Raw genomic sequence first — 20,640 nt, 5'->3', positions numbered from 1 at the left:
TAACTAAAAGACAAAGCAATTCTCTAAAGCTGAGAATTAGGATGGAGGAAAATAGTATGGTTAGAATGGTAGGAAAAGCAAGAGGAAAATCCAGCAGTTTAATGCGTATAGGTTCTTTACTGTTAACGACGGCCTTGCTGGTAACAGGGTGTGGAAATACTCCAACCTCATCATCGGGCCAAAAGGCTGTTAAAGTGGGAATCGTCGATACATATACCGGAGGGGCCTCCGTCTATGCCAAAGATTCTTTAGATGGTTTTAAGTTGGCCGTCAAGGAAATTGAGGCTAAAGGCGGACCTAAGATTGATTTTGTAACCCGCGATGATGAGTTTAAACCTGACAAAGCAACAAGCTGGGCAAAAGAGTTAGTTATGCGTGATCAAGTTGACTTCCTGGCAGGAACCACTAATAGCGCAGGCTCTTTAGCTGTTTCTCAATACGCCAAGGAAAACAAAGTTCCGTTCATTGATTGGGGCGGGATGAGTGACAAAGTAACCGGGGCAGACGGTCACCGCTACGTCTTTAGTACTTTGCCCAATACGGCCATTATCGGCAAAGCAGGAGCTGTCCAAATCTCCAAGACACCCTACAAAAAGATTTGGTTTGCCGGCAGCGATTATGAATACGGTCACTCAGTCATTAACAACCTTTGGTCAAACTTGCAAACAATTGATCCGGGTATTCAAAAAATGGGGGAAACTTGGTGGCAGGTCGGTGAAACAGATTTCACCCCTTACATTAACGCCATTCGCAGCAAGAAACCCGATCTTCTCGTGGTAGGCACCGGAGGAGCCGATATGGTGGCCTTTATGAAAGCTGTCAAGGCAACCGGCTTAGTTCAAGATATACCGGTCTGGGCTCATACCTGTTATGACCCTGCAACCTTGAGACCCTTGGGCGACCAGGCCCCCATTGGAGTCTTAGGGACAAATCCCTATCTCTACAACTACCCGGACACTGAGGCCAACAAAGCTTTCGTTGCCGCCTTCAAAAAGGAATACAACCGTGAACCCGCAGCCTTTGCTTTATACGGTTATATGGCCGGCCAGTTCTTAGGCCAGGCCATTGAAAAAGCCGGGAGTACTGACAAAGAAAAGATCATCGATGCCCTGGAAGGCTTAACGATTGATACACCAGTCGGCAAGGCCACTATTCGTAAAGAAGATCATCAGGTGGAGATTCCCATGTCCTATGGGGTCATTGGCAAAGTGGACGGAAAAATCGGTGCCGTAGACCTCCACACGTTAAGTGCCGATGAAATTATGCCTACCCTTGATGATATTCAAAAAGCAAGAGCTAATACGAAGAAATAGAGAGAACGTATTCATGGGTGGTACCGCAAGGTACCGCCCATTTCTCAACCTTAGAAGACAGGGGATAGACACATGGATATAGCAACTCTTTTAAACCAGTTGTTAATAGGCCTCAGCCGAGGAATGATTTTCTTTATCGTCGCCGCGGGACTTACTCTTATCTTCGGAGTTCTGCGGATTACAAATTTTGCTCACGGATCGCTTTATATGCTGGGAGCATTTATCGCATACACCGTCTCGACCTCCTTAGGTCAAGGTCATTATGGCTTCTGGCTGGCTCTGCTTGTCGCTCCCCTTATCGTGATGATTATAAGTCTCATCATAGAACGGGGCTTGCTGCGTTTCATTTATAATCGAGATCACTTAACTCAAATGCTCTTAACCTATTCCCTTGTGCTTATTACCGGCGACGCAGTTAAAATTATTTGGGGAGCCGAATATAAATCCATGAATATCCCGGCAGGGCTAAGAGGTTCTATATCCTTATGGGGGACTTCTCTCCCAGTGTATAATGCTTTCCTGCTGTTCATCGGGCCTCTGGTGGCACTCGGATTATGGTTCTTCTTAGCCAAAACTCATCTGGGCAAAATATGCCGGGCAACGGCAACTGACCGGGAGATGGTAGACATTCTGGGCATCAACAGCACTCGCGTCTTTGCTTTGGTTTTTGCTTTGGGAGGATGGCTGGCAGGATTAGGAGGAACCCTAATTGCTCCTACAACTGCTATTTCTATGGGGATGGATGCTAATATTCTCATTTATGCCTTCTTAATTGTAGTCATTGGTGGCTTAGGTAATATCTGGGGAGCCCTTATCAGTTCAATCATTATAGGAGTCGGGGAGGCCATCGGAGTTTTGTTCATCCCCAGTGTCTCTATTGTTCTTCCTTATATAATCGCAGGAATTCTGCTTATTTTCAGGCCTTCCGGTTTATTGAAATCTGTCTGGTAGAGAAAGGAAACCATGTATGTCAGAAAATAATAGCCCCTTAGTAAAAACAACCCAAAGCAAAATTCCAAACCTTCTGGGTTTTGGACTAGCTATGATTGGAATCATAATTCTCCTCTTTATTCCAACGATGGTTCCACCTTATTATAGTTATTTGTTAGCCACCATTTTCACGACAGCGTTGCTGGCAACTAGCTTGAATCTAGTATTAGGCTACGGAGGACTGCTTCACTTACACCATGGAGTGTTTTACGGCATCGGAGCTTATACTGTCGCTGTCGTTATGACCAAAACCACTTGGCCTTTTGCCGTGGCAGTCATCCTGGGACCTATCCTGGCGGCAGTGGCTGCCTTAGTGATTGGCTGGTTTTGTGTCCGTTTGAGAGGACTATATTTTGGTATGCTCACCTTAGCCTTAGGGCAGTTGGTTTGGGCGATTGTCTACCGCTGGAATGCCCTTACCAACGGCGATAATGGAATTCATGCTGTTCCTGTGCCGGATTTTCTGACGTCAATTAACTCTGTTTATTACACAACTCTTTTGGTTCTGCTCCTTTCGCTGGTTATTCTCTATCTGATCACTAAATCTCCTTTTGGTCTCACTTTGTTGGCAACCCGAGACAATCCGGTGCGCTCGGAAAGCATTGGGATCAATGTCAAACAACATCGTCTCATCGCCTTTGTGATAGCAGGTTTCTTCGCCGGAGTAGCCGGGGTACTTTTTGTACTGATCGAGCGTTCCGTAGCACCCTCCCTCTTGTTCTGGAGTAAGTCAGCCGAAATATTAATTATGTGTCTGATGGGGGGATTGACAGTTTTCCTCGGACCAACATTAGGTGCCGCTATCCTGGTTCTTATCTCCATGATCGTGGGACTTTACACTGAATATTGGCTTTTAGTCCTCGGCTTTCTCTTGCTGATCTTAGTACTATTCTTACCTCAAGGAATTCTCGGTTTTGTTGCTGACAAAATTCAAGGGCAAAGACAGAGAGGAGAAAGTTCTGATGCTCCAAATTGATCAACTAAAAAAATCCTTTGACGGTTATCAAGCCATAGCAAATGCTAACCTTTCTGTTCCCCCGGGAGAAGTCGTTGCTGTCATTGGGCCCAACGGTGCCGGGAAATCCACGCTGTTTAATCTTATTACAGGTCATTTAACTGCCGATTCAGGCTCTATCCGTTTCCAGGATACAGATATCACGAAATGTACCCCTTATCAAATTTGTCACTGTGGTATCGGGAGATCATTTCAGCTTATTAATATATTTTCTAGTTTAACAGTCTTGGAGAACATCCAAACTGCTGTCCTAGCCCGACATCGTCTTGAGCGAAAATTGTTTAAACCGGCCAAAAGACTTCTGAGGGAAGAGACTCTGGAAGTTCTCGCTAGCTTTGGACTTGTAAGATTTAAGGATCAATTATGCAGCTCTCTTTCCTATGGCGACCAAAAGGTTCTGGAGATTGCCATAGCACTTGGAAGCAAGCCAAAACTCCTTCTCTTGGATGAACCTACGGCTGGAATGTCTCCTGATGAAACCCAAAAAATTGTTCATCTCATTAAACGATTGTCTCAGGATGAAGGCCTGACCATACTGCTTACTGAACACGACACAGATCTTGTCTTCGATGTTGCCCAAAAAATCATGGTCCTGCACCAAGGGCAGACCATTGCTCAAGGCCTGCCCGAAGATATACGCAACGATAAATCTGTGCAAAATGCCTATTTGGGGGAAACTGGAGTATGCTAGAAATCAAGGACATTCACAGTTATTACGGTATGAGTCATATTTTATTCGGCTTATCCTTAAACGTCGCTCAAGGAGAAGTGGTAGCTCTTCTGGGTCGAAACGGTGTGGGCAAAACAACCACACTTAAAAGCATCATGGGAATCGTTCCGCCCAAATCAGGTCAAATAACATTTCGCGGTCAGAATATCACTAAAACCCCCACCAATCGTTTGGTTAAATTAGGAATTTGTTATGTTCCTGACAGCCGCAGGATATTCTCCGATCTCTCTGTCCGGGAAAATCTTGAGATTGCTGCCGGCATTCGAACCGGCAGCTGGACCATTGATAAAGTACACGACTTATTCCCGGTACTTAAGAAATATGAAAATCGCCGCGGCGGCAATTTAAGCGGCGGTGAGCAGCAAATGCTCAGTATTGCCCGTGCCTTGCTTGGTAATCCGGACCTTTTGCTTTTAGACGAACCGACAGAAGGACTTGCCCCATTAATTGTCCGAGAGCTTGAAGGGCAAATTTCGGAACTTTGTTCCACAGGGATGTCAATCCTCTTAGCTGAACAGAATCTAAAATCCGCCCTCAAATTAGCAAATCGCTGTTACATCCTTGAACGCGGTCAAGTTCGTTTCGAGGGAACGGTTGAAGCCCTATCCGAAAATGAAGAAATAAGGACAAAATATTTGCTTGTATAATGAATAAAGCAGAGCAGAGGCTACCTTAGACATAGTAAACCGTCACGCTTCTTCTTGAAAAGTGCTGACGGCATACTATGTTGCTTCATTAATCCGAAACACAACTAAATCATTCTTTTGATAAAACTGCTGCCTTATTCTCATCAGACTAATAAAACCAAAACCCTAGCAAAGCTTACAAATTATGTTCCTCAAGCGTCATAATCTAAAATAATAATGACTCTGTCAAAACTATTGCTTGATATCCGAAGACTTCATAGTATATAGTTCTATGCTCAGGTCCTTTTAATGACTTGCTTTTCAAAATAACGTGTGAGTACTGCTATTCCACCAATTACACCTAAATAGGTTATTATCGCACCTGTCGTATTTGCATTTCCGTCCCGTCCTCTATCACCGCTCACGCCCTCCGCGTGCCTATCCCCCCCATGAAGGTTACCGTCAAATGTATTATTCTCATTGAATTGGCCACTAACTTTATTGGTCGGCACTTGTTGTGACGTACTAATGCTCGTTCCTATCTGTGCTATATCGCTGCCAAATTGGCTTGAAAGTAATTGGGTACCCTCAAGCAATATAACCAGGGCTAAGGCGACTTTAACCCCGACAATAATTTTGTTTGATTTTTTCACATTTAATGCCTTTTTAATTATAGTCATTATCCATTGCCCATGAAGTCCAACATGAACTCCAACGATTACAAGGGTTAGATAGGAAAAACCAACATGCAAGCCATGAAACGTTCGTTGATTCGCTAAACCTAACCCGGGAAATAATATTCTTGAGATCATAAGTCCGCTTATGATAGTAAATGCCATCGAGAGCAACAGCAAAACGTTTATGACGCAGCTAAGGCGGGTTTTACTCGGCAAGTTACGATCAAATAATCTTCGTGTAACTTTTCTAACCCATTGCAAGTTAAGCAGGACATGCACCAGAAATATTACCCCTATTCCTAATCCCATTATTTCGTGGAAAGCTAATCCTCCAAAAACGCGTGTATTATAAAGCAATGCGAAGATTAGAGCGATAATAATATCCAGCCCAAATTTAATGTAATCCTTTTTCAGCATAATGAAACTCCCTTACCCTTCACGTATTTCATATCCGAATCAATTCATATGACTAAAAATTGTATTGATAACACCCTATAGATAAAAATTAGTGAATGTCACTACATAGTAGTTTTCTTCATTGAAATAACTAAATATGAAATTGATTCTGTAATAAAATTATAATAATCCAATTACCTGAATTTAATCTGAAAAGCACATGAAGATTCGCTGAAAATCGTCGTGTCTCTACTTAGATAATTGGGGCTTTTGGCAAGGCCCCTGCATTAGAGTCCGATAATGGATTATGAAAAGAACTGCCATATACATTGTGGCAGCTCTCGAATTCTATTTGATAAATGGGCACTTACACCAAGACTATATAAAAATCAAATTTTTAGCTGGCTACTGTATAAATTAATTGAGGGATTATTCGTCCCTTTTCAAGGAGAGACTCTACTTCTCCGCAAGGCATTGCCCCATCTTAACATAAAATTCCTTAGCCTACTATCATACTCGTTTGCTTTAGCACTTCTTATTTTTACCATTTTCCTGAGAACCCCTTTACGATATCATGTGAACGCTGGCATTCCGAGTTATTTCCACCTGTTGCTTTAATCTTACGAGTACCTCATGGTTTAAAATTCTGGAAACTCAGATTGTGACGCTATATAGGAAGAATACATGGTATTCTTAATCGTTTTACTGTATATGTTTAGTTGTCTTCTTTAATTCCATTTTTAATCTTTCTCAAAATATAAATCCAGATTGTAAATAAAATAGTTAGAACAAGAAAAGGTATATCAACTAAATAGTAAGTTATAAATAATTCACCGGTATATGGAAACTTAAAATGATAAATCAAGTCAAGAAGGAACACTACTATTGGTATTATCCACAATTTTGTTAATTGATGGAGAATAAGCACAAGTAAAAATGATAAAACAATGCCCACTAACCAGAACTTTTTAAGGTCAATCGAAAATGCAAGATTTAACCAAGAATATATACCTATCAAAATACCAACCAATAGGATTATCCAAAATATTTTTAGCAGTTTGCAACTTTTTAAAGCTATAAACAACTAAATTATCCCTCCTCCCTATTAAAAAACATTATCCTACTTTCGTTCATGGTTAAATTCGTGCGTCTCGCCAGTGCCATTTTTATTAAGTTCGTAAATCTTTGTGTCAAGTAAAGTCGTGCGCTCCCTTATTCAGAGGCAGCCATGGACGGCGTCCTCTAAATAAAGGGAAATCGAGGAAAATTTAAAAAAATTACTCTCTTATAATAGGGAAAGTGCTTCCTCCATAAGGCATTACATAAACAAGTTCCGGCTTCCGCCCCAATAGCTCTGCAGCCATTTGCCAAGCCGTCTCCGGTAGAGATGCAGGGTGCATCCCCATTCCTCTGACTACATCTTCCTGCAGGGAACTGATTAAAATCACCGGGGTCTTACGACAGATACTTGCCGTTCTCAAACTGACAAAACCCGGCATTATGAAGTCTTGATGAAGCTTAGCACTCATTTCTTCCACATCACCATACTTAAAAAACTCCTCGAAGGGATGGGAACCTATTCCATCGGAACATTCACTGAGCAAAACAATGACACCGCCTTCTTTTACGGCATAAGAAGCATTATCTAAAGCTTTAATTGCTTGGTAAAGCTGAATATCTTTAGGATATCCCCCACAGGAGACAAAAACGACGTCTGCTTTTGCAGCAATTTCAATGCCAAAAATATCTTCAACCACGCGGCATCCGGCAAGATGAGCTTCATAAAGGTCCCCTGCCGCTAAGTAGACAAACTCCTTTTGTTCGTTAACAACCACATTGAGAATAAAATCCACGCCAACTTTACGGGCGATTTCTAACATATCTTCGGAAACCGGATTGCCTTCCATGATTCCCGTCTTAATATTCGGATGCAATCCACTAGTTCCGGCCGCCGCCAGAGCCAAGGCATGGTTTTTCTGAATCATTTCATAACCGCACACTCCTGGGGCAATGGATTTACGCCCGCCGCCAAACCCTGCCAATAAATGGTAGGCTATGCCACCGGTTAAAATCACTTTATCTGCTTCCCACACTCTGCGGTTAACTTTTATAGGAGTCCCTCTTGAGGACAGACCTAAATCTACAAGATCCTGGGCCTGACATTCATGGTCATAGATCGGAACACGAGCTAAAACCATAGCGCCGCAAATGGTCCTATGTTCTTCATCCGATTGCAGGCGATGGTCTCCAGTGGCAGTGACAATGGAAATATCCTGATCCGGAATACCTGCCTCGTTCAGAACATCCAGTAATACTGGCAGAAAAACGTCGGTACGAACCCATAATCGAGTGATGTCGCTCACAATAATAACCACTTTGTCCCCGGAATTAACGACTTCTCTAAGGGGAGCAGTGCCCAGCGGATGAGCTAATACATGGCGAATGCTCTCTTCAATGTTCGTTATAGGCTGGCTTTTTTTAGCCTCAATCTGCTGAATTTTGACCTCAGACGGAAGTTCAAACTTTAACATTTCTTTACCAAAAGCTAGATTTACGAAATTCATCAACGCTCCCCCTTTGAACCTCTGAGCTAGACTTAATTATCCGAACTACGGAGTAACTAAACCTGTCATTCCTTTTTATTTTCTTTAGCTTCATAAGCCATCTCCAAAAGTTGAGCAGTATGCATCACTCTAATGGCAGCCTCTTGTCGATGAAATCCGTCCAAAATGTGCATGCGGCAAGCTGAACATCCCGTAACTAATACTTCCGCACCGGTTTGCCGGATATCTTCGACTTTGTGATTATTAATCTTTGTCGCAAGTTCATAATGAGCTAAACTGAAGGAACCACCGCTGCCGCAGCAAGTGTCCGGTTTCGTCATTTCTATAAATTCTATCCCGGGGATTTGCTTAATAATTTCCCTGGGTTGTTCTCTTACTTTCAATCCACGCACAAGATGACAGGGATCATGATAGGTAACTTTGAGAGGAAGTTCACCTAGGTTTTCTTGATAGTCTTCCATGGGAACCACCAGTTCCGTGAAATCCTTGACCATCTTTCCCAGAAGTTTTGCCTTTTCCGCATAACGTGGGTCATCCTGCAATAACTCTGCATATTCCTCTTTAAGGGCTAAACCACAGGTCCCGCAAGCGACGACCACTCCATCCGCCTTTTCCTTCAAGAGGACGTCAATATTAGCCCGAGCCATTTCTCGCGCCGTTTCGTAATCCCCGTTCATCCGCACCGGGGTTCCGCAGCAATTTTGAAGTCTGGGAATGATAACATCCACTCCCAAACGATTCAGAACGTTAATCACCGCTCTTCCGCTGTCCGTGTATATATAATTAATCATGCATCCGGTGAAAAATGCCACTCTCATCCGTGGATTGGGAACTGTAACAACTTCCGGATACAATGCCTTTAAGGGTTTTGGAGCAAGCGGGGAGAGCAGCCTTCTTTGATCAATCCCCAAGGGCATCCTGGGCAGCATTCCCTGCCCGCCCGGACCTGGGCGAAAAACAAGCTTCTGGAGGATTCTCCCTGTACTCATTCCGGTCTCAAAGATCCACCGGTTTTTAAGTACCCACCGAAAAACCAGCTTTTTAAGAGGAGAAAGCCCTTTTTGGTTCACGATTTCCCTGCGGGCAGCTTCTACTAGCTTGTCAACCTTGACGCCGCTTGGACAGTTAGCTACACAAGCTTTACACATTAAACATAAGGACATCTTGGAAATAAACCCTTCGGTTAAGGAAAGGTCTTTGCTGATAGCCCCTCGTATGAGCTTTACTCTCCCCCTGGCCACAGTAGATTCTGCCTGAAGTTCTCGAAAGACAGGACAAACATTTTGGCAGGAGCCGCAGCGTATGCAGCGGATGACTTCTTGTTCCCAAGTCTCAAATGAACGATCCATCTTCTCACGCTCCAAACATAACGCCAGGATTTAGAATATTGTTCGGGTCTAGAGCAAGCTTAATCCTCCGCTGGACTTCCAGACCTATTTCGCCGGTTTGCAAAGCGATAAATTTAGATTTTGCCCGTCCGATGCCATGCTCTCCGCTTAAGGAACCACCTAATTCTACTGTGAGAACGAAAATTTCTTCAATGGCCTTTTCAACTCTTAACGCTTCCTCCTGATCCATCTCATCGGTTAGAATAGTAGCATGAAGATTTCCATCTCCCGCATGGCCTAGAATGGCAATAATTATATTGTACTTTGCAGCAATTTCTTGGATTCTTCGTACTGCAACCGGAATTTGGCTGCGCGGAACCGTTGCATCTTCCCCGATAATCGTGGGTTTCACCCGAGAAACCGAAGCAAAGGCGGATCGCCGAGCAAGCCATAAGTCTTCCGCCTCTTCCTTCGTGGTGGCGACCCGAATTTGAACCGCTCCAAGGCGGCGGCAAATCTGTTCAATCTTGCCAATCTGTTTAGCCAGAATCTCAGAGTCCCCATCCACTTCGATTAAGAGTACAGCTCCGGCTTCGATGGGAAGCCCCACTTTGGCATACTCTTCAATATTTTTAATGTAGATATTATCCAGTAATTCAAGGGAACAAGGAACCAGACCGCCGGCTATGATTTCCGACACTGTCTCCGAAGCCTGCTCTATCTCAGAGAAAACAGCCATCATAGTGCTCTTGGCCTCAGGCAGGGGAATAAGCTTAACAATAATTTTTGTGACCACACAAAGCGTTCCTTCCGAACCGGTAAAAAGTTTTGTCATATCATAGCCTGTGACATTTTTTATCGTTCTGCCGCCGGTAGTCATGATTTCACCCGTCGGCAAAACCACCTCAAGACCTAGAATATAGTCCCTGGTTACACCGTATTTTACGCCCCGGGGGCCGCCGGCACATTCTGCCACATTCCCTCCCATGGTTGAGACAGCCAAGCTTGCCGGATCAGGGGGGTAAAAGAGGCCGAGTTTTTCCACTTCTCTTTGGAATTGCCCGGTGATTACTCCCGGTTCCACCACAGCAATAAGATTCTTTCTGTCGATCTCCAAGATTTTATTCATTCTCTTCAGAACAAGGACGATGCAGTCACCGATTGAAACGCTTCCTCCGCTGACATTAGTGCCTGCTCCCCGGGGAACTACGGGAATTTTTTCACGATTAGCCAGTGTAAGAATCTTGGAAACTTCTTCGGTTGTCCCCGGATACACCGCGACACCCGCAATATTTTTCATATCAGCTTTTATGAAAGATGCATCATAGGTATAGCAATATAAGTCCTCTAGAGTCGTATAAAGATTTTCTTCTCCTACTATTGCGTTTAGTTCTTGAATGATTTCAGGTTTCAATGTTTTGCCCCCTCTGCTAGGCTCCGGCTCTTCAGCAATATCCTTTATAATTCGCCGTATTCATAAATATTTCTCCATTCGTACTAAATATCCTTTAAAACACTTAATTATTTTACGATCTGTTATATATTATTGTAAATAGGACATTGCACGCAGGAATAAGGTGCTGCATAATGTGCTTGATGAGATATTTACTAACTTGATAAAATATCCTTTTAATAAATGCGTCTATGGCAGACCTTAGAAAACATCGAGGAGGATACCGGTTTGAAGCTTCTTAATTTTTTACTTTTAGCTATCCCTGTCAGTATCTTTTTCCATCTTACCAACAGCTCGCCTGTCTTGGCATTTCTGGCGGCTTGCTTAAGTATTATTCCTCTTTCCGGCTACATGGGAAAAGCCACAGAAGAAATTGCTATTTATGTCGGCCCAAGTATTGGAGGACTATTAAATGCCACCTTCGGAAATGCCGCCGAACTCATTATCACACTCTTTGCCTTAAAATCCGGTCTCGTCGAAGTTGTTAAGGCATCCATAACCGGATCAATTATTGGCAATCTGCTCCTCGTTTTAGGTCTGAGCATGCTGTTGGGAGGTTTCAAATTTAAAACACAGAAGTTCAACAGGGCCGCCGCAGGCATGCACACTTCCATGTTGCTCTTAGCTGTTACCGGCTTGATTATTCCCGCAATTTTTCTCAGTAAACATACCAGTCCTGCTGCCGAACCCTTAAGTCTCGGGGTGGCCGCAGTTTTAATCCTGGTGTATTTACTAAGTTTGCTCTTTTCCCTGCATACTCATAAGGATGTCTTTCGTCCCAGTCAAGAGCATTCAGGTACTCCTCAGTGGACAAAGTTAAAAGCATTGCTTATTCTCCTAACCGCTACCATCCTTGTTGTCATGGAAAGCGAATTTCTGGTGTCGGGAATCGAACCCGTCGTTAACACCCTAGGAATCAGTGAACTTTTTATCGGAGTTATTATAATCCCTATTATCGGCAATGCTGCCGAACATACAACCAGTGTTATGATGGCTCTAAAAAACAAAATGGAAATCAGCTTGGAAATCGCCATCGGGTCCAGCACTCAAATTGCTCTCTTTGTTGCTCCCTTGCTGGTCTTTATTGGCTATTTTATCGGGAAGCCAATCGACCTTCTTTTTACAAGTTATGAGCTCGTTGTCATTATTTTAGGAACTGTGATTACAGCCATTATTAGTATGGATGGCCGCTCAAATTGGCTGGAAGGCGCACAGCTATTGGCATCTTATGTAATTATGGCTTTAGCCTTTCTTTTTGTGTAATAATGAAAACATGCTATATCTGAGCAGCATTTGAAAGATACTTGTGGCAATGACTATAAAGGAGGAAATCATGCTGAAATTGACAAAAGATACCCCCGCTTTAGAACCTAATATTAATCGACGTCTTCATCTTGCCAATGAAAGAACGTTTTTGGCCTGGATTAGAACGAGTATCGCAATTATGGGCTTTGGTTTCGTTGTCGAGCGCTTCGCCTTGTTCCTTAAGCAAATGTCCTATGTTCTCGAAAAGTCAAATATCGATGTCCCCTTACCCCCTTCTCATGGGTATTCATCAATGATTGGGATCTTTTTGGTTGCCCTTGGCTCCTTAATGAGTATCTTAGCCTATCTAAAATATAGGAGTATTGATGCCCAAATCAGTGCCGATACTTATCAGCCATCGTCCTTTCTCAATATTTTACTCAGTATTTCGGTTTTAGCCGTTGGCACATTCTTGATATTCTATTTACTGCAAAGTGTGTAAGGGGGATAAGGGGGGCGGTCCTATTAACACGTTTGTGTTAATAGGACCGTCCCCCTTACACACCCCTTACACATTCCAAAAAAGAGGCCGTTCTTGGCAACGGCCCCACTGATTTTATAAAAATTAAAAGAGTACGTAATGGTCTTATCTAGCACCAATAGAGATAGTTTATCACCTAACAATAATCTTCCGACTAAGGCTAAGCAAGTTCCCACCTAGACTGATGGTTCGTTCGACTAAACAAGGTATCTACTGAGCTAGACACAACCTCACGGCTATACCTAACCGACGCATTCTTATACATGCATATATCTAGTGATATATGATTGTACAAGTTTCAACACCTTGCAAAATCTTAGCTCAACTTTTTCTGATAAGTTGGAACCATAAAACAATCGTTAGACTGCCTTAAAGCTTTTCCCTACCAAAAAAAATCTTCCCGCCGACTATAAACAAGCGTCTTTAGCACCTGACTATAATCTTTGGCCGACTTATATACACCATTTAAGCATATATAAATCTTGGCTCGACCATTACGTACCCTTATGACTGTAGTATGGCCCGAATTCACTGATTTATCCTGGGAAATAGTTCCTGGAAATATGTAAGTTGCGTACTAACCTCACAGACTTAAATAGTACTCTTCCTTGCTGAGAGTATTGATTTAAATATAAACAGTATTTTTTACGCAAAAAAACCATATTCATAAGGTCTTTTTTGAGTCCTCATAATATGGCAATGTCTTTATTTTGAGATGCTGTACTTAAATTAAAAGCTAAGCAACCATTCGCTCTTTCTAAATATCATCTTTAATGGAGCAAGGAGAGAATTTTATTCTTATTGAAGCCAACCACCGTGTCATTACCGACGATAAATGCCGGAACTCCTCGAATGTTCCTTCTTTCCAGCTCGTTCAGGGCCTCCTGATCGGTGCTGATATTTCGTTCTTGATACGAAATATTATGCTGCGAAAGAAACTCCTTCGCCATAGTGCAATAAGGTCAGGTATCGCTGCTAAACATCGTTACATTTTTCATTCGACTTCCTCCTTATTTTTCCTAGACTAAGTATAAGTATTGCATCATGGGTAAATTTTTATCCATGATGCAATACTTAGGTAAATATCTTGTCAGTTCTCAATCGTTCTATCCGGCAACAGTGCAATACTTCGTAATCAGACCGCCTCGTAAGGCCATAACAACAGCTTGAATTCGGGCCAAACGTTTCTCTGACGACAACGTATGCCAGGCAAGTGCAATGGTCCAAATTCAAATATGACTGCACTTGACTGAAGACAGTTTAAGGTTCATGATTTAGACTAGCAACTCATTAAACCTTCGTTCCAGTTCTGTTCGATTAACAGTCTTTTTTAAAACGAACCTCGTTTTAGCCTTAATCCGCGATAGCACGATAGTAGATGCCTTACTGTTTCTTACTGTTTTTCGCTATTTCTAACTCTCCTTTATTCTACCGATGAGCACTTAACTTCATGTAATTTATAGCAAAATAAATTGATGATTTAGACAAGGACTTTCGGGAGACATAAACTTAAGTCTTTAACCAATAATACCTATATCGAAGATTGCTTTTGAAGATATAACTTCCAAATAATGAAATTTTACAACCGGAGGTCTAACATGAATAAATGGAATGTTTACGTAACAAATGAAATTCCCAAACCAGCTTTAGACATGCTGGCAGAACATTGCGACCTTGAAGTAAATCGTCTGGGGAAACCTCTGCCCAAGTCAACTCTTTTAGAGAAAGTTCAAGGACGGGACGCCGTTTTATGTTTGCTGACAGATCAAATCGATAATGAAGTGTTCAAGGCAGCCAGCCAGGCTAAGATTTTTGCCAACTATGCTGTTGGCTATAACAACATCGACATTCCTGCGGCTACCGAACGGGGAATTATGATCTCCAACACACCAGGAGTTCTCACGGATACTACTGCCGAGTTGGCTTGGGCTTTATTATTTTCTGTTGCCCGAAGAGTTGCCGAGTCAGACAAGTACACTCGAATGGGCAAATATGAAGGCTGGGGACCGATGCTGTTTTTAGGACAAGACGTTATGAACAAAACTGTAGGCATCATAGGCCCGGGAAGAATCGGTCTATCCTTTGCTAAAAGAGCTAAAGCCTTTGACATGAAAATACTCTACACCGGCAGAGCACCCAATCCCCAGTTTGAAAAGGAAACCGGCGGGCAGTATGTAAGCTTGAATCAACTTCTCCAAGATTCAGACTATGTTTCGATCCATACCCCCCTTCTTCCCGAAACATTTCATCTCATCGGCGAGAAAGAGTTCAAACAAATGAAAAAGACAGCCATCTTAATTAATACTTCCCGAGGCCCCGTCGTTGATGAGTTAGCCCTTGTCAAAGCGTTACAGACCGGGGAGATCTGGGGAGCAGGCCTGGATGTTTACGAATGGGAGCCAAAATTAGCTGAAGGGTTAAGTGAACTGAACAATGTTACTCTCTGCCCGCATATCGCCAGCGCTACTATAGAAACCCGAACTAAAATGGGCACCATAGCCGCCTCCAACATTCTTACTGCCATGAAAGGTGAACTACCTCCCAACTGTCTGAACCCTGAAGTGTTCAAGTCTAAATTCGACAAATAATATCAGCGGGTTAATCAGCGGGGACGGTCCTTTTAACACACTTTTTGTGTTAGAAGGACCGTCCCCTATGGTTACTATGGTTACATGCTCACCCGATGCTCAGTCTCCTCTGATCAATGATCACCCTTGATCATTCTGGGGAATCTATTCGGAGGCAAGTTCTTCTAATGACTGTCCTTTGGTCTCTTCACCCAGAATTACGACATCCAAAACTACGGCCACTAAAACAAGGGCAAAAAGTATAAACACTGCCTGAGCTCCGTTTTGAAACTTCCCAATCATTTCACCGACGACAATAGGAGCCAAAATGCCCCCTATTCGTCCGAAACCTGCCGCCCAGCCTGAGCCAGTAGCTCTTGTCCGTGTTGGATATAGTTCAGGGGTATAGGTGTAAATAATTCCCCAGGCCCCTAGATTAAAGAAGGACATTAGAGAACCCATGGTAAGAATGACCGCAGCTGTTGTTCCCTGTCCAAAAAAGTAAGCAGTAATAGCCGTTCCCATAACATAGAGGGCAAGAGTTGTTTTGCGTCCGATTTTGTCCACCAAATAGGCGGCACTAAAATAGCCGGGAATCTGGGCAAGAGTCATAATCATAACGTAGCTAAAGCTCTTTGTCAGAGAAAAACCTTTAAGGGCTAACAGTGAGGGCAGCCATGTGAAAATTCCATAGTAAGAAAAGACGATTCCAAACCATAAAAGCCAAAGAAAAACCGTTCGCCTAAAGAGTCCGGCAGAAAACAATTCCGCAAACTTCGCTTGATCAGCCTGAGTCACCGATTCCTTCATCTGCTGAGCATCTGTACCGGGTGATAATTTCTTACTTGAAGTAACATTGCATTCCCGTTCTATTTTAAGCACAATAGCTTCAGCTTCCTGAATTCGTCCTTTGCTTAAAAGGTAGCGGGGCGATTCTGGGATTGACCGCCACAGGTATAGCACATATAAAGCGGGGAGAAAGCCGATAAAGAAAGCAATTGGCCAACCGAACTTGGGAATGATCAGGTAAGAAATTACCGAAGCCAGCAGCCAGCCAAAAGCCCAAAAACTCTCCAGTAAGACAAGAAACTTACCCCGGTGTTTAACCGGTGAAAATTCACTGACTAACGTAACCGCAACTGGCAGCTGCCCGCCAAGTCCAAAACCGACGATGAACCGGAAAACCAGCAAAGAGGTTAAATTCCAAGAAAGTCCACATAATCCTGTGGCAATACTATAAGTCAGCAAAGTAAAGGCAAACACCTTCTTGCGTCCTATCCTATCTGCAATAGTCCCGGAAATAACTGCCCCGATGGCCATGCCAAGGAGTCCGATGCTCCCAATGTTTCCTATTTGTTCCGGGCTCAAATGCCAATCTTTCATCAATACCGGAAGAATAAACGATACAATTCCAGTGTCCATGGAATCAAACATCCATCCTAAACCCGCTGTAATAAGTAGAACATAATGAAACCTTGAAACCGGCAACTGTTCCAGCCGTTCACTAATTTTCATACTACTTCCTCTTCCTCCATAAAATTCGGGACTGCATATACTGCACCCTTATTAAAGCAAACTGCTAAATTTATATTTATTTTGTTTTACCATATCATCTTGTCACGTGTCAAGACACCATTTGACAACTTCTCAGACCTCGTATTAAAATCAGATAGAAGTAGGTGATTAAATGAGCCAAAAAGAGGGTTTATCCGGTCAAGAACGCCGAGATCACTTGTTAAAACTATTAAAAAACAGCAAAGAACCCATCAAAGCAGCCGCCCTAGCAAAACTTACAGGGGTCAGCCGCCAGGTTATTGTTCAAGATATAGCCCTTCTCCGGGCCTCAGAGGAACCGGTGATTGCTACTCCTCACGGTTATCTATATTCTTCAGATTTTGGCCCCAAGGGTCTGCAAAGAATTATATACAGCCGTCATTCACCCTCAGACACTGAGAAAGAATTGAACATCTTAGTGGATCATGGCGTTAGTGTACTCGATGTCGGCGTAGAGCATTCCGTATATGGCAATATTTTTCGTCCCCTCCAACTAAGAAGCCGCTTGGATGTTAAAAAATTCTTGGTCCAAATGTCCGAGAACAATGCTTACTTACTATCTTCGTTAACCGGCGGCCTGCATCTTCATACCATCGAGGCTCCGTCAGAGGAAGTATTGAAACAAGTTTATGAAGCTCTGAAGCAAGAAGGATTTCTAGTTGATATTAAAGAATAAGACATGTGCTTTCATCAGCGATGCCGCCGCTAAGCGGCATAGGGGGCTGATAACACAAAAAACGCCTGTTATAAACATATCATCATGATACGTTTATAATAGGCGTTAATTGTTTAAACCAATATTATCGCTAGGAAACTTAACAAATAGTTTGCCTAATTCATTTTTATCGGGCTTTTGTAGTCACTTTGCCTCTTAAAGTAAACTCCCCCAGTGTAATTTGAATATCACTTGAATACTTAGCGGGCGAGCCTCAGTCGCAGGCAACTGGCTGGGTTGAGCCAATCCTCTCATTTCCGCCTGCTTCTCAGGCGGTTCTGCATAACCGCTACCTCGATGATGGAGGCGAGATGACGGCCTGGGCGAACCGGAATTGTCACTTTGGGGACAGGGATACCTAAAATTGTTGAGGTTTGAGGAGGATCAAGACCCAAGCGGTCATAATACTTCCCTTCTTCCCATTCTTCTAATTCCACGAGAAGATTGATTTCCTTTTCTTCACGAACAGACCCTGCCCCAAAGAGTTTCGTGACATCTAAAATGCCAAGGCCCCTTACTTCGAGAAGATGGCGAATGGATTGCGGTGCTCTGCCATGCAAATTTTCCTCATCAACCCGCTGCACTTCAACGGCATCATCAGCCACTAATAAATGCCCGCCGCGAATTAACTCCAAGGCAGTTTCACTTTTCCCAATGCCGCTGTCTCCGGTAATCAAAACCCCCACGCCAAAAACATCCACCAGAACCCCATGAACCAGAGTTGAAGGCGCCAAGCGATTAGCGAGAAAGCGAATCAGCAAATAATAAAGCTGCGTGGTGGAGCGATCACTGGCCAACAGCGGTATATCTCTTTCCTCCGCTAACTGGATAAATTCCGGGGGAATCGGCAGCCCTCTTGTAACAATGAGGCAGGGTACTTCCCCAATCATAACCTTGGCCAAATTATCATAACGCAGGTGAGGAGAAAGCTCTTCAAACAAGCCCAATTCAGTGCGTCCATAAATCTGAATCCTCTGGGGAGTCAAATAGGTTAGATAACCCACCAGTTCGGCGCTGGGTCGTTTAAGACTGTAGTCAGTAATTTCCTTCTCCAGACCCCTTTTGCCTGCTATGACTCTAAACTCAAATTCCTCCACTAATTGTCTAACCGTTACCAGTTTGATTCTCCTCCCGAGTTCGCAAATATTCCAAGTTCATCCAATCGTGGAACACCACTTCTCTAAGCATGAGTAGTCTCAGTTCCCTGCTATTCCGTTATTTATCAGATTGCCTTATAGGCTTGAAGGGTATTTACAACTTCAGCAGTAGATGCGCAATCCAGAACAGAACTTACCAATCTTTCTTGTTCTTCCTTTGACTGCTCCAGCTTTGCTAAGGCGGTTCGAACTTTAGCTAAAGACCCCGGTGCCATACTTAACTCTTTGATACCGACTGCTTTGAAGAAAGGCGCTAGAAGCGGGTCTCCTCCGGCTTCACCGCAAATCCCTGTCCAAATCCCGTTTTGCAGGGCAGCCTGACTGACTCGGGCGATCATAGCCAAAACTGAGGGATGATAAGGCTGATTGAGCTCAGCCAGTTCAGGGTTTTCCCTGTCTACAGCCAACATATACTGAGTCAAGTCGTTGGTGCCGATTGAGAAAAAATCAACCTTAGGAGCGAATTTGTCCGCCAGCCAGGCTGCCGAAGGAATTTCAATCATCATCCCGACCTGAAGCTCTCCGATCTCATAACCTGCCTGCAAAACTTCCTCTCGCGCTGCCCAAAGGTTTTCCTTGGCTCTTTCAAGTTCCTCTATCGTTGCAATCATGGGAAACATAATCGCCGTTGGTCCTGCTGCAGAGGCTCGCCAAATGGCCCGCAGCTGCTGCCGAAAAAGTTCAGGACGCCGTAAAGTAAGCCGCAGGGCACGAACGCCGAGAAAGGGGTTTTTCTCTTGGGGAAGATGCAAAGCCGGGGCTTTTTTATCTCCCCCGATGTCTAGGGTCCTAATGACCGTCAAATGGGGTGAACAGGCAGCAACGACTTGACGATAGGCTTCCAGCTGCTCTTCTTCACTGGGAAGTTCTTCTCCCATAAACAAAAATTCTGTTCGATATAATCCGATCCCCTGAGCCTTAAACTTCTCGACAAGAGGCAAGTCACCGGGGCTGCCGATATTCGCTGCAAAAATCATTCCCCTAAGCAAGGGACTTTCGCCAGAAATATCGTCGTTCCCTTCGCCGTTATTGGCAAAAGCAACCTGATTCTCGGCAGATGGCCGAGCCCAGCCTTCGTCACCGTCCAATTCAAGCCATTTCTGCTGGGTTAAGGCATCCCAGCCTTCCGCCATGCCGACGAGAGCCGGAATACCATAGGTGCGGGCCAAAATTGCTGCATGAGAAGTTTTCCCACCCTGGCGCACGATAAAACCCAGAACTCTGTCTTTAGGTAAAGCAATGGTTTGGGCTGGGGTCAACTCATCCGCCAAAACCACATAATTTCCCGTTGGGGGGAAGAGATCGGCCGCATCCTCTTGTACATTCTGAAGGCTCTTTAATAGTTGGCCTAAAACATCCTGGACATCGACTGCGCGCTCTTGAAAATAGGGGTCATCAAGACTGCGCAGCATCTGCACTGCTTCGGCCGCTACTTCCTGAAGAGCCTGTTCCGCGCTTAACTGCCCTTTTTCTAAGCGTTGATAAGCTTCGCCAACAAACGAAGGATCGCTGAGTAAGAGTTTGTGGGCCACGAATATTTGAGCTACTTCCTCGCCTTGTTCAGCCTTTACTTTCTCTTCCAGAGCGGTTAAATTCTTTTCGGTCCGGGTTACGGCTTGCTGCAACCGGGCCATTTCCTCGTCCGCCGAACGCACCCCGGAAATTTCCCCTGCAGCATCTGTATGGAATTCCTTCATATACCAGATTGGTCCGGCGGCACGTCCCGCCGAGACCCCAAGTCCGTGCCAAATATTATTTTCCATACGATC

At 43.8% G+C, this 20,640-nt stretch carries 18 protein-coding genes; 9 read left to right on the top strand and 9 right to left on the bottom strand.

All coding sequences use genetic code 11. From position 1 onward, the window contains the following. Positions 1-56 precede the first annotated feature (56 nt). The 5 genes from DESACI_RS04730 (at position 57) to DESACI_RS04710 (ending at position 4,695) form a co-directional block, all read left to right on the top strand. On the top strand, positions 57-1,313 hold the full coding sequence (locus DESACI_RS04730) for an ABC transporter substrate-binding protein (protein ID WP_014826032.1): 1,257 nt from the start codon (positions 57-59) through the stop codon (positions 1,311-1,313). Positions 1,314-1,385: 72 nt separating this feature from the next. Further along, positions 1,386-2,264, top strand: coding sequence for a branched-chain amino acid ABC transporter permease (locus DESACI_RS04725; protein ID WP_014826031.1), 879 nt, complete (start codon positions 1,386-1,388; stop codon positions 2,262-2,264). Positions 2,265-2,280: 16 nt separating this feature from the next. Then, positions 2,281-3,279, top strand: coding sequence for a branched-chain amino acid ABC transporter permease (locus DESACI_RS04720; RefSeq protein WP_014826030.1), 999 nt, complete (start codon positions 2,281-2,283; stop codon positions 3,277-3,279). Next, positions 3,266-4,009, top strand: coding sequence for an ABC transporter ATP-binding protein (locus DESACI_RS04715; RefSeq protein WP_014826029.1), 744 nt, complete (start codon positions 3,266-3,268; stop codon positions 4,007-4,009). The genes DESACI_RS04720 and DESACI_RS04715 overlap by 14 nt, the downstream gene beginning before the upstream one ends. Further along, a complete protein-coding gene (locus DESACI_RS04710) occupies positions 4,003-4,695 on the top strand; it encodes an ABC transporter ATP-binding protein (protein WP_014826028.1) in 693 nt (230 codons plus the stop codon). The genes DESACI_RS04715 and DESACI_RS04710 overlap by 7 nt, the downstream gene beginning before the upstream one ends. Before the next feature lie 275 nt (positions 4,696-4,970). Here DESACI_RS04710 and DESACI_RS04705 read toward each other — a convergent pair whose 3' ends face one another. The 5 genes from DESACI_RS04705 to DESACI_RS04685 all read right to left on the bottom strand — a co-directional run bounded on the left by DESACI_RS04705 (position 4,971) and on the right by DESACI_RS04685 (position 11,053). After that, complete coding sequence (locus tag DESACI_RS04705; RefSeq protein WP_014826027.1) at positions 4,971-5,768, bottom strand: DUF4405 domain-containing protein; 798 nt, start codon at positions 5,766-5,768, stop codon at positions 4,971-4,973. Positions 5,769-6,462: 694 nt separating this feature from the next. Continuing rightward, positions 6,463-6,831 carry a hypothetical protein gene (locus DESACI_RS04700; RefSeq protein WP_014826026.1) on the bottom strand — a complete coding sequence of 123 codons (369 nt, stop codon included), beginning with the start codon at positions 6,829-6,831 and terminating at the stop codon, positions 6,463-6,465. 193 nt (positions 6,832-7,024) lie between these two features. Further along, positions 7,025-8,311, bottom strand: coding sequence for an NPN-dependent 2-hydroxyacid racemase, LarAH10 family (gene larAH10, locus DESACI_RS04695; protein ID WP_014826025.1), 1,287 nt, complete (start codon positions 8,309-8,311; stop codon positions 7,025-7,027). Positions 8,312-8,376: 65 nt separating this feature from the next. Then, complete coding sequence (locus tag DESACI_RS04690; RefSeq protein ID WP_014826024.1) at positions 8,377-9,660, bottom strand: (Fe-S)-binding protein; 1,284 nt, start codon at positions 9,658-9,660, stop codon at positions 8,377-8,379. 4 nt (positions 9,661-9,664) lie between these two features. Next, positions 9,665-11,053: an FAD-binding oxidoreductase gene (locus tag DESACI_RS04685; RefSeq protein WP_014826023.1), complete on the bottom strand. Its 1,389-nt coding sequence runs from the start codon at positions 11,051-11,053 to the stop codon at positions 9,665-9,667. Between the two features lie 267 nt (positions 11,054-11,320). Between DESACI_RS04685 and cax the strand changes: the two genes are divergently transcribed. Together cax and DESACI_RS04675 are read left to right on the top strand one after the other, a co-directional pair. Next, positions 11,321-12,355: a calcium/proton exchanger gene (gene cax / locus DESACI_RS04680; protein WP_041275965.1), complete on the top strand. Its 1,035-nt coding sequence runs from the start codon at positions 11,321-11,323 to the stop codon at positions 12,353-12,355. A gap of 70 nt (positions 12,356-12,425) precedes the next feature. Continuing rightward, the gene (locus DESACI_RS04675) at positions 12,426-12,839 is read left to right on the top strand and encodes a YidH family protein (protein ID WP_014826021.1); all 414 of its coding nucleotides are present in this window, start codon (positions 12,426-12,428) and stop codon (positions 12,837-12,839) included. Between the two features lie 809 nt (positions 12,840-13,648). Here DESACI_RS04675 and DESACI_RS23445 read toward each other — a convergent pair. Then, entirely contained in the window at positions 13,649-13,876 is a 228-nt protein-coding gene (locus tag DESACI_RS23445; RefSeq protein WP_014826020.1) for a glutaredoxin family protein, read from the bottom strand. Between the two features lie 600 nt (positions 13,877-14,476). Between DESACI_RS23445 and DESACI_RS04670 the strand changes: the two genes are divergently transcribed. Beyond that, positions 14,477-15,466, top strand: a complete 990-nt coding sequence (locus DESACI_RS04670) for a 2-hydroxyacid dehydrogenase (RefSeq protein WP_014826019.1) — start codon at positions 14,477-14,479, stop codon at positions 15,464-15,466. A gap of 144 nt (positions 15,467-15,610) precedes the next feature. Here the strand turns inward: DESACI_RS04670 and DESACI_RS04665 are convergent, their stop codons facing one another. Then, the gene (locus DESACI_RS04665) at positions 15,611-16,960 is read right to left on the bottom strand and encodes an MFS transporter (protein WP_014826018.1); all 1,350 of its coding nucleotides are present in this window, start codon (positions 16,958-16,960) and stop codon (positions 15,611-15,613) included. Positions 16,961-17,132: 172 nt separating this feature from the next. On the opposite strand from DESACI_RS04665, the gene DESACI_RS04660 reads away from it, so the two are divergent. Beyond that, positions 17,133-17,675 (top strand): transcription repressor NadR, encoded by a 543-nt coding sequence (locus DESACI_RS04660; protein ID WP_014826017.1) that lies wholly within the window; start codon positions 17,133-17,135, stop codon positions 17,673-17,675. A gap of 290 nt (positions 17,676-17,965) precedes the next feature. Here the strand turns inward: DESACI_RS04660 and hprK are convergent, their stop codons facing one another. Beyond that, positions 17,966-18,832 carry an HPr(Ser) kinase/phosphatase gene (gene hprK, locus DESACI_RS04655; RefSeq protein ID WP_049804029.1) on the bottom strand — a complete coding sequence of 289 codons (867 nt, stop codon included), beginning with the start codon at positions 18,830-18,832 and terminating at the stop codon, positions 17,966-17,968. Between the two features lie 104 nt (positions 18,833-18,936). Next, the gene (gene ptsP / locus DESACI_RS04650) at positions 18,937-20,634 is read right to left on the bottom strand and encodes a phosphoenolpyruvate--protein phosphotransferase (RefSeq protein ID WP_014826014.1); all 1,698 of its coding nucleotides are present in this window, start codon (positions 20,632-20,634) and stop codon (positions 18,937-18,939) included. Between the last annotated feature and the right edge of the window lie 6 nt (positions 20,635-20,640).

Source organism: Desulfosporosinus acidiphilus SJ4 (assembly GCF_000255115.2).
In the GTDB taxonomy this organism is placed as follows: domain Bacteria; phylum Bacillota; class Desulfitobacteriia; order Desulfitobacteriales; family Desulfitobacteriaceae; genus Desulfosporosinus; species Desulfosporosinus acidiphilus.
This window is presented reverse-complemented; position numbering and strand designations above follow the sequence as displayed.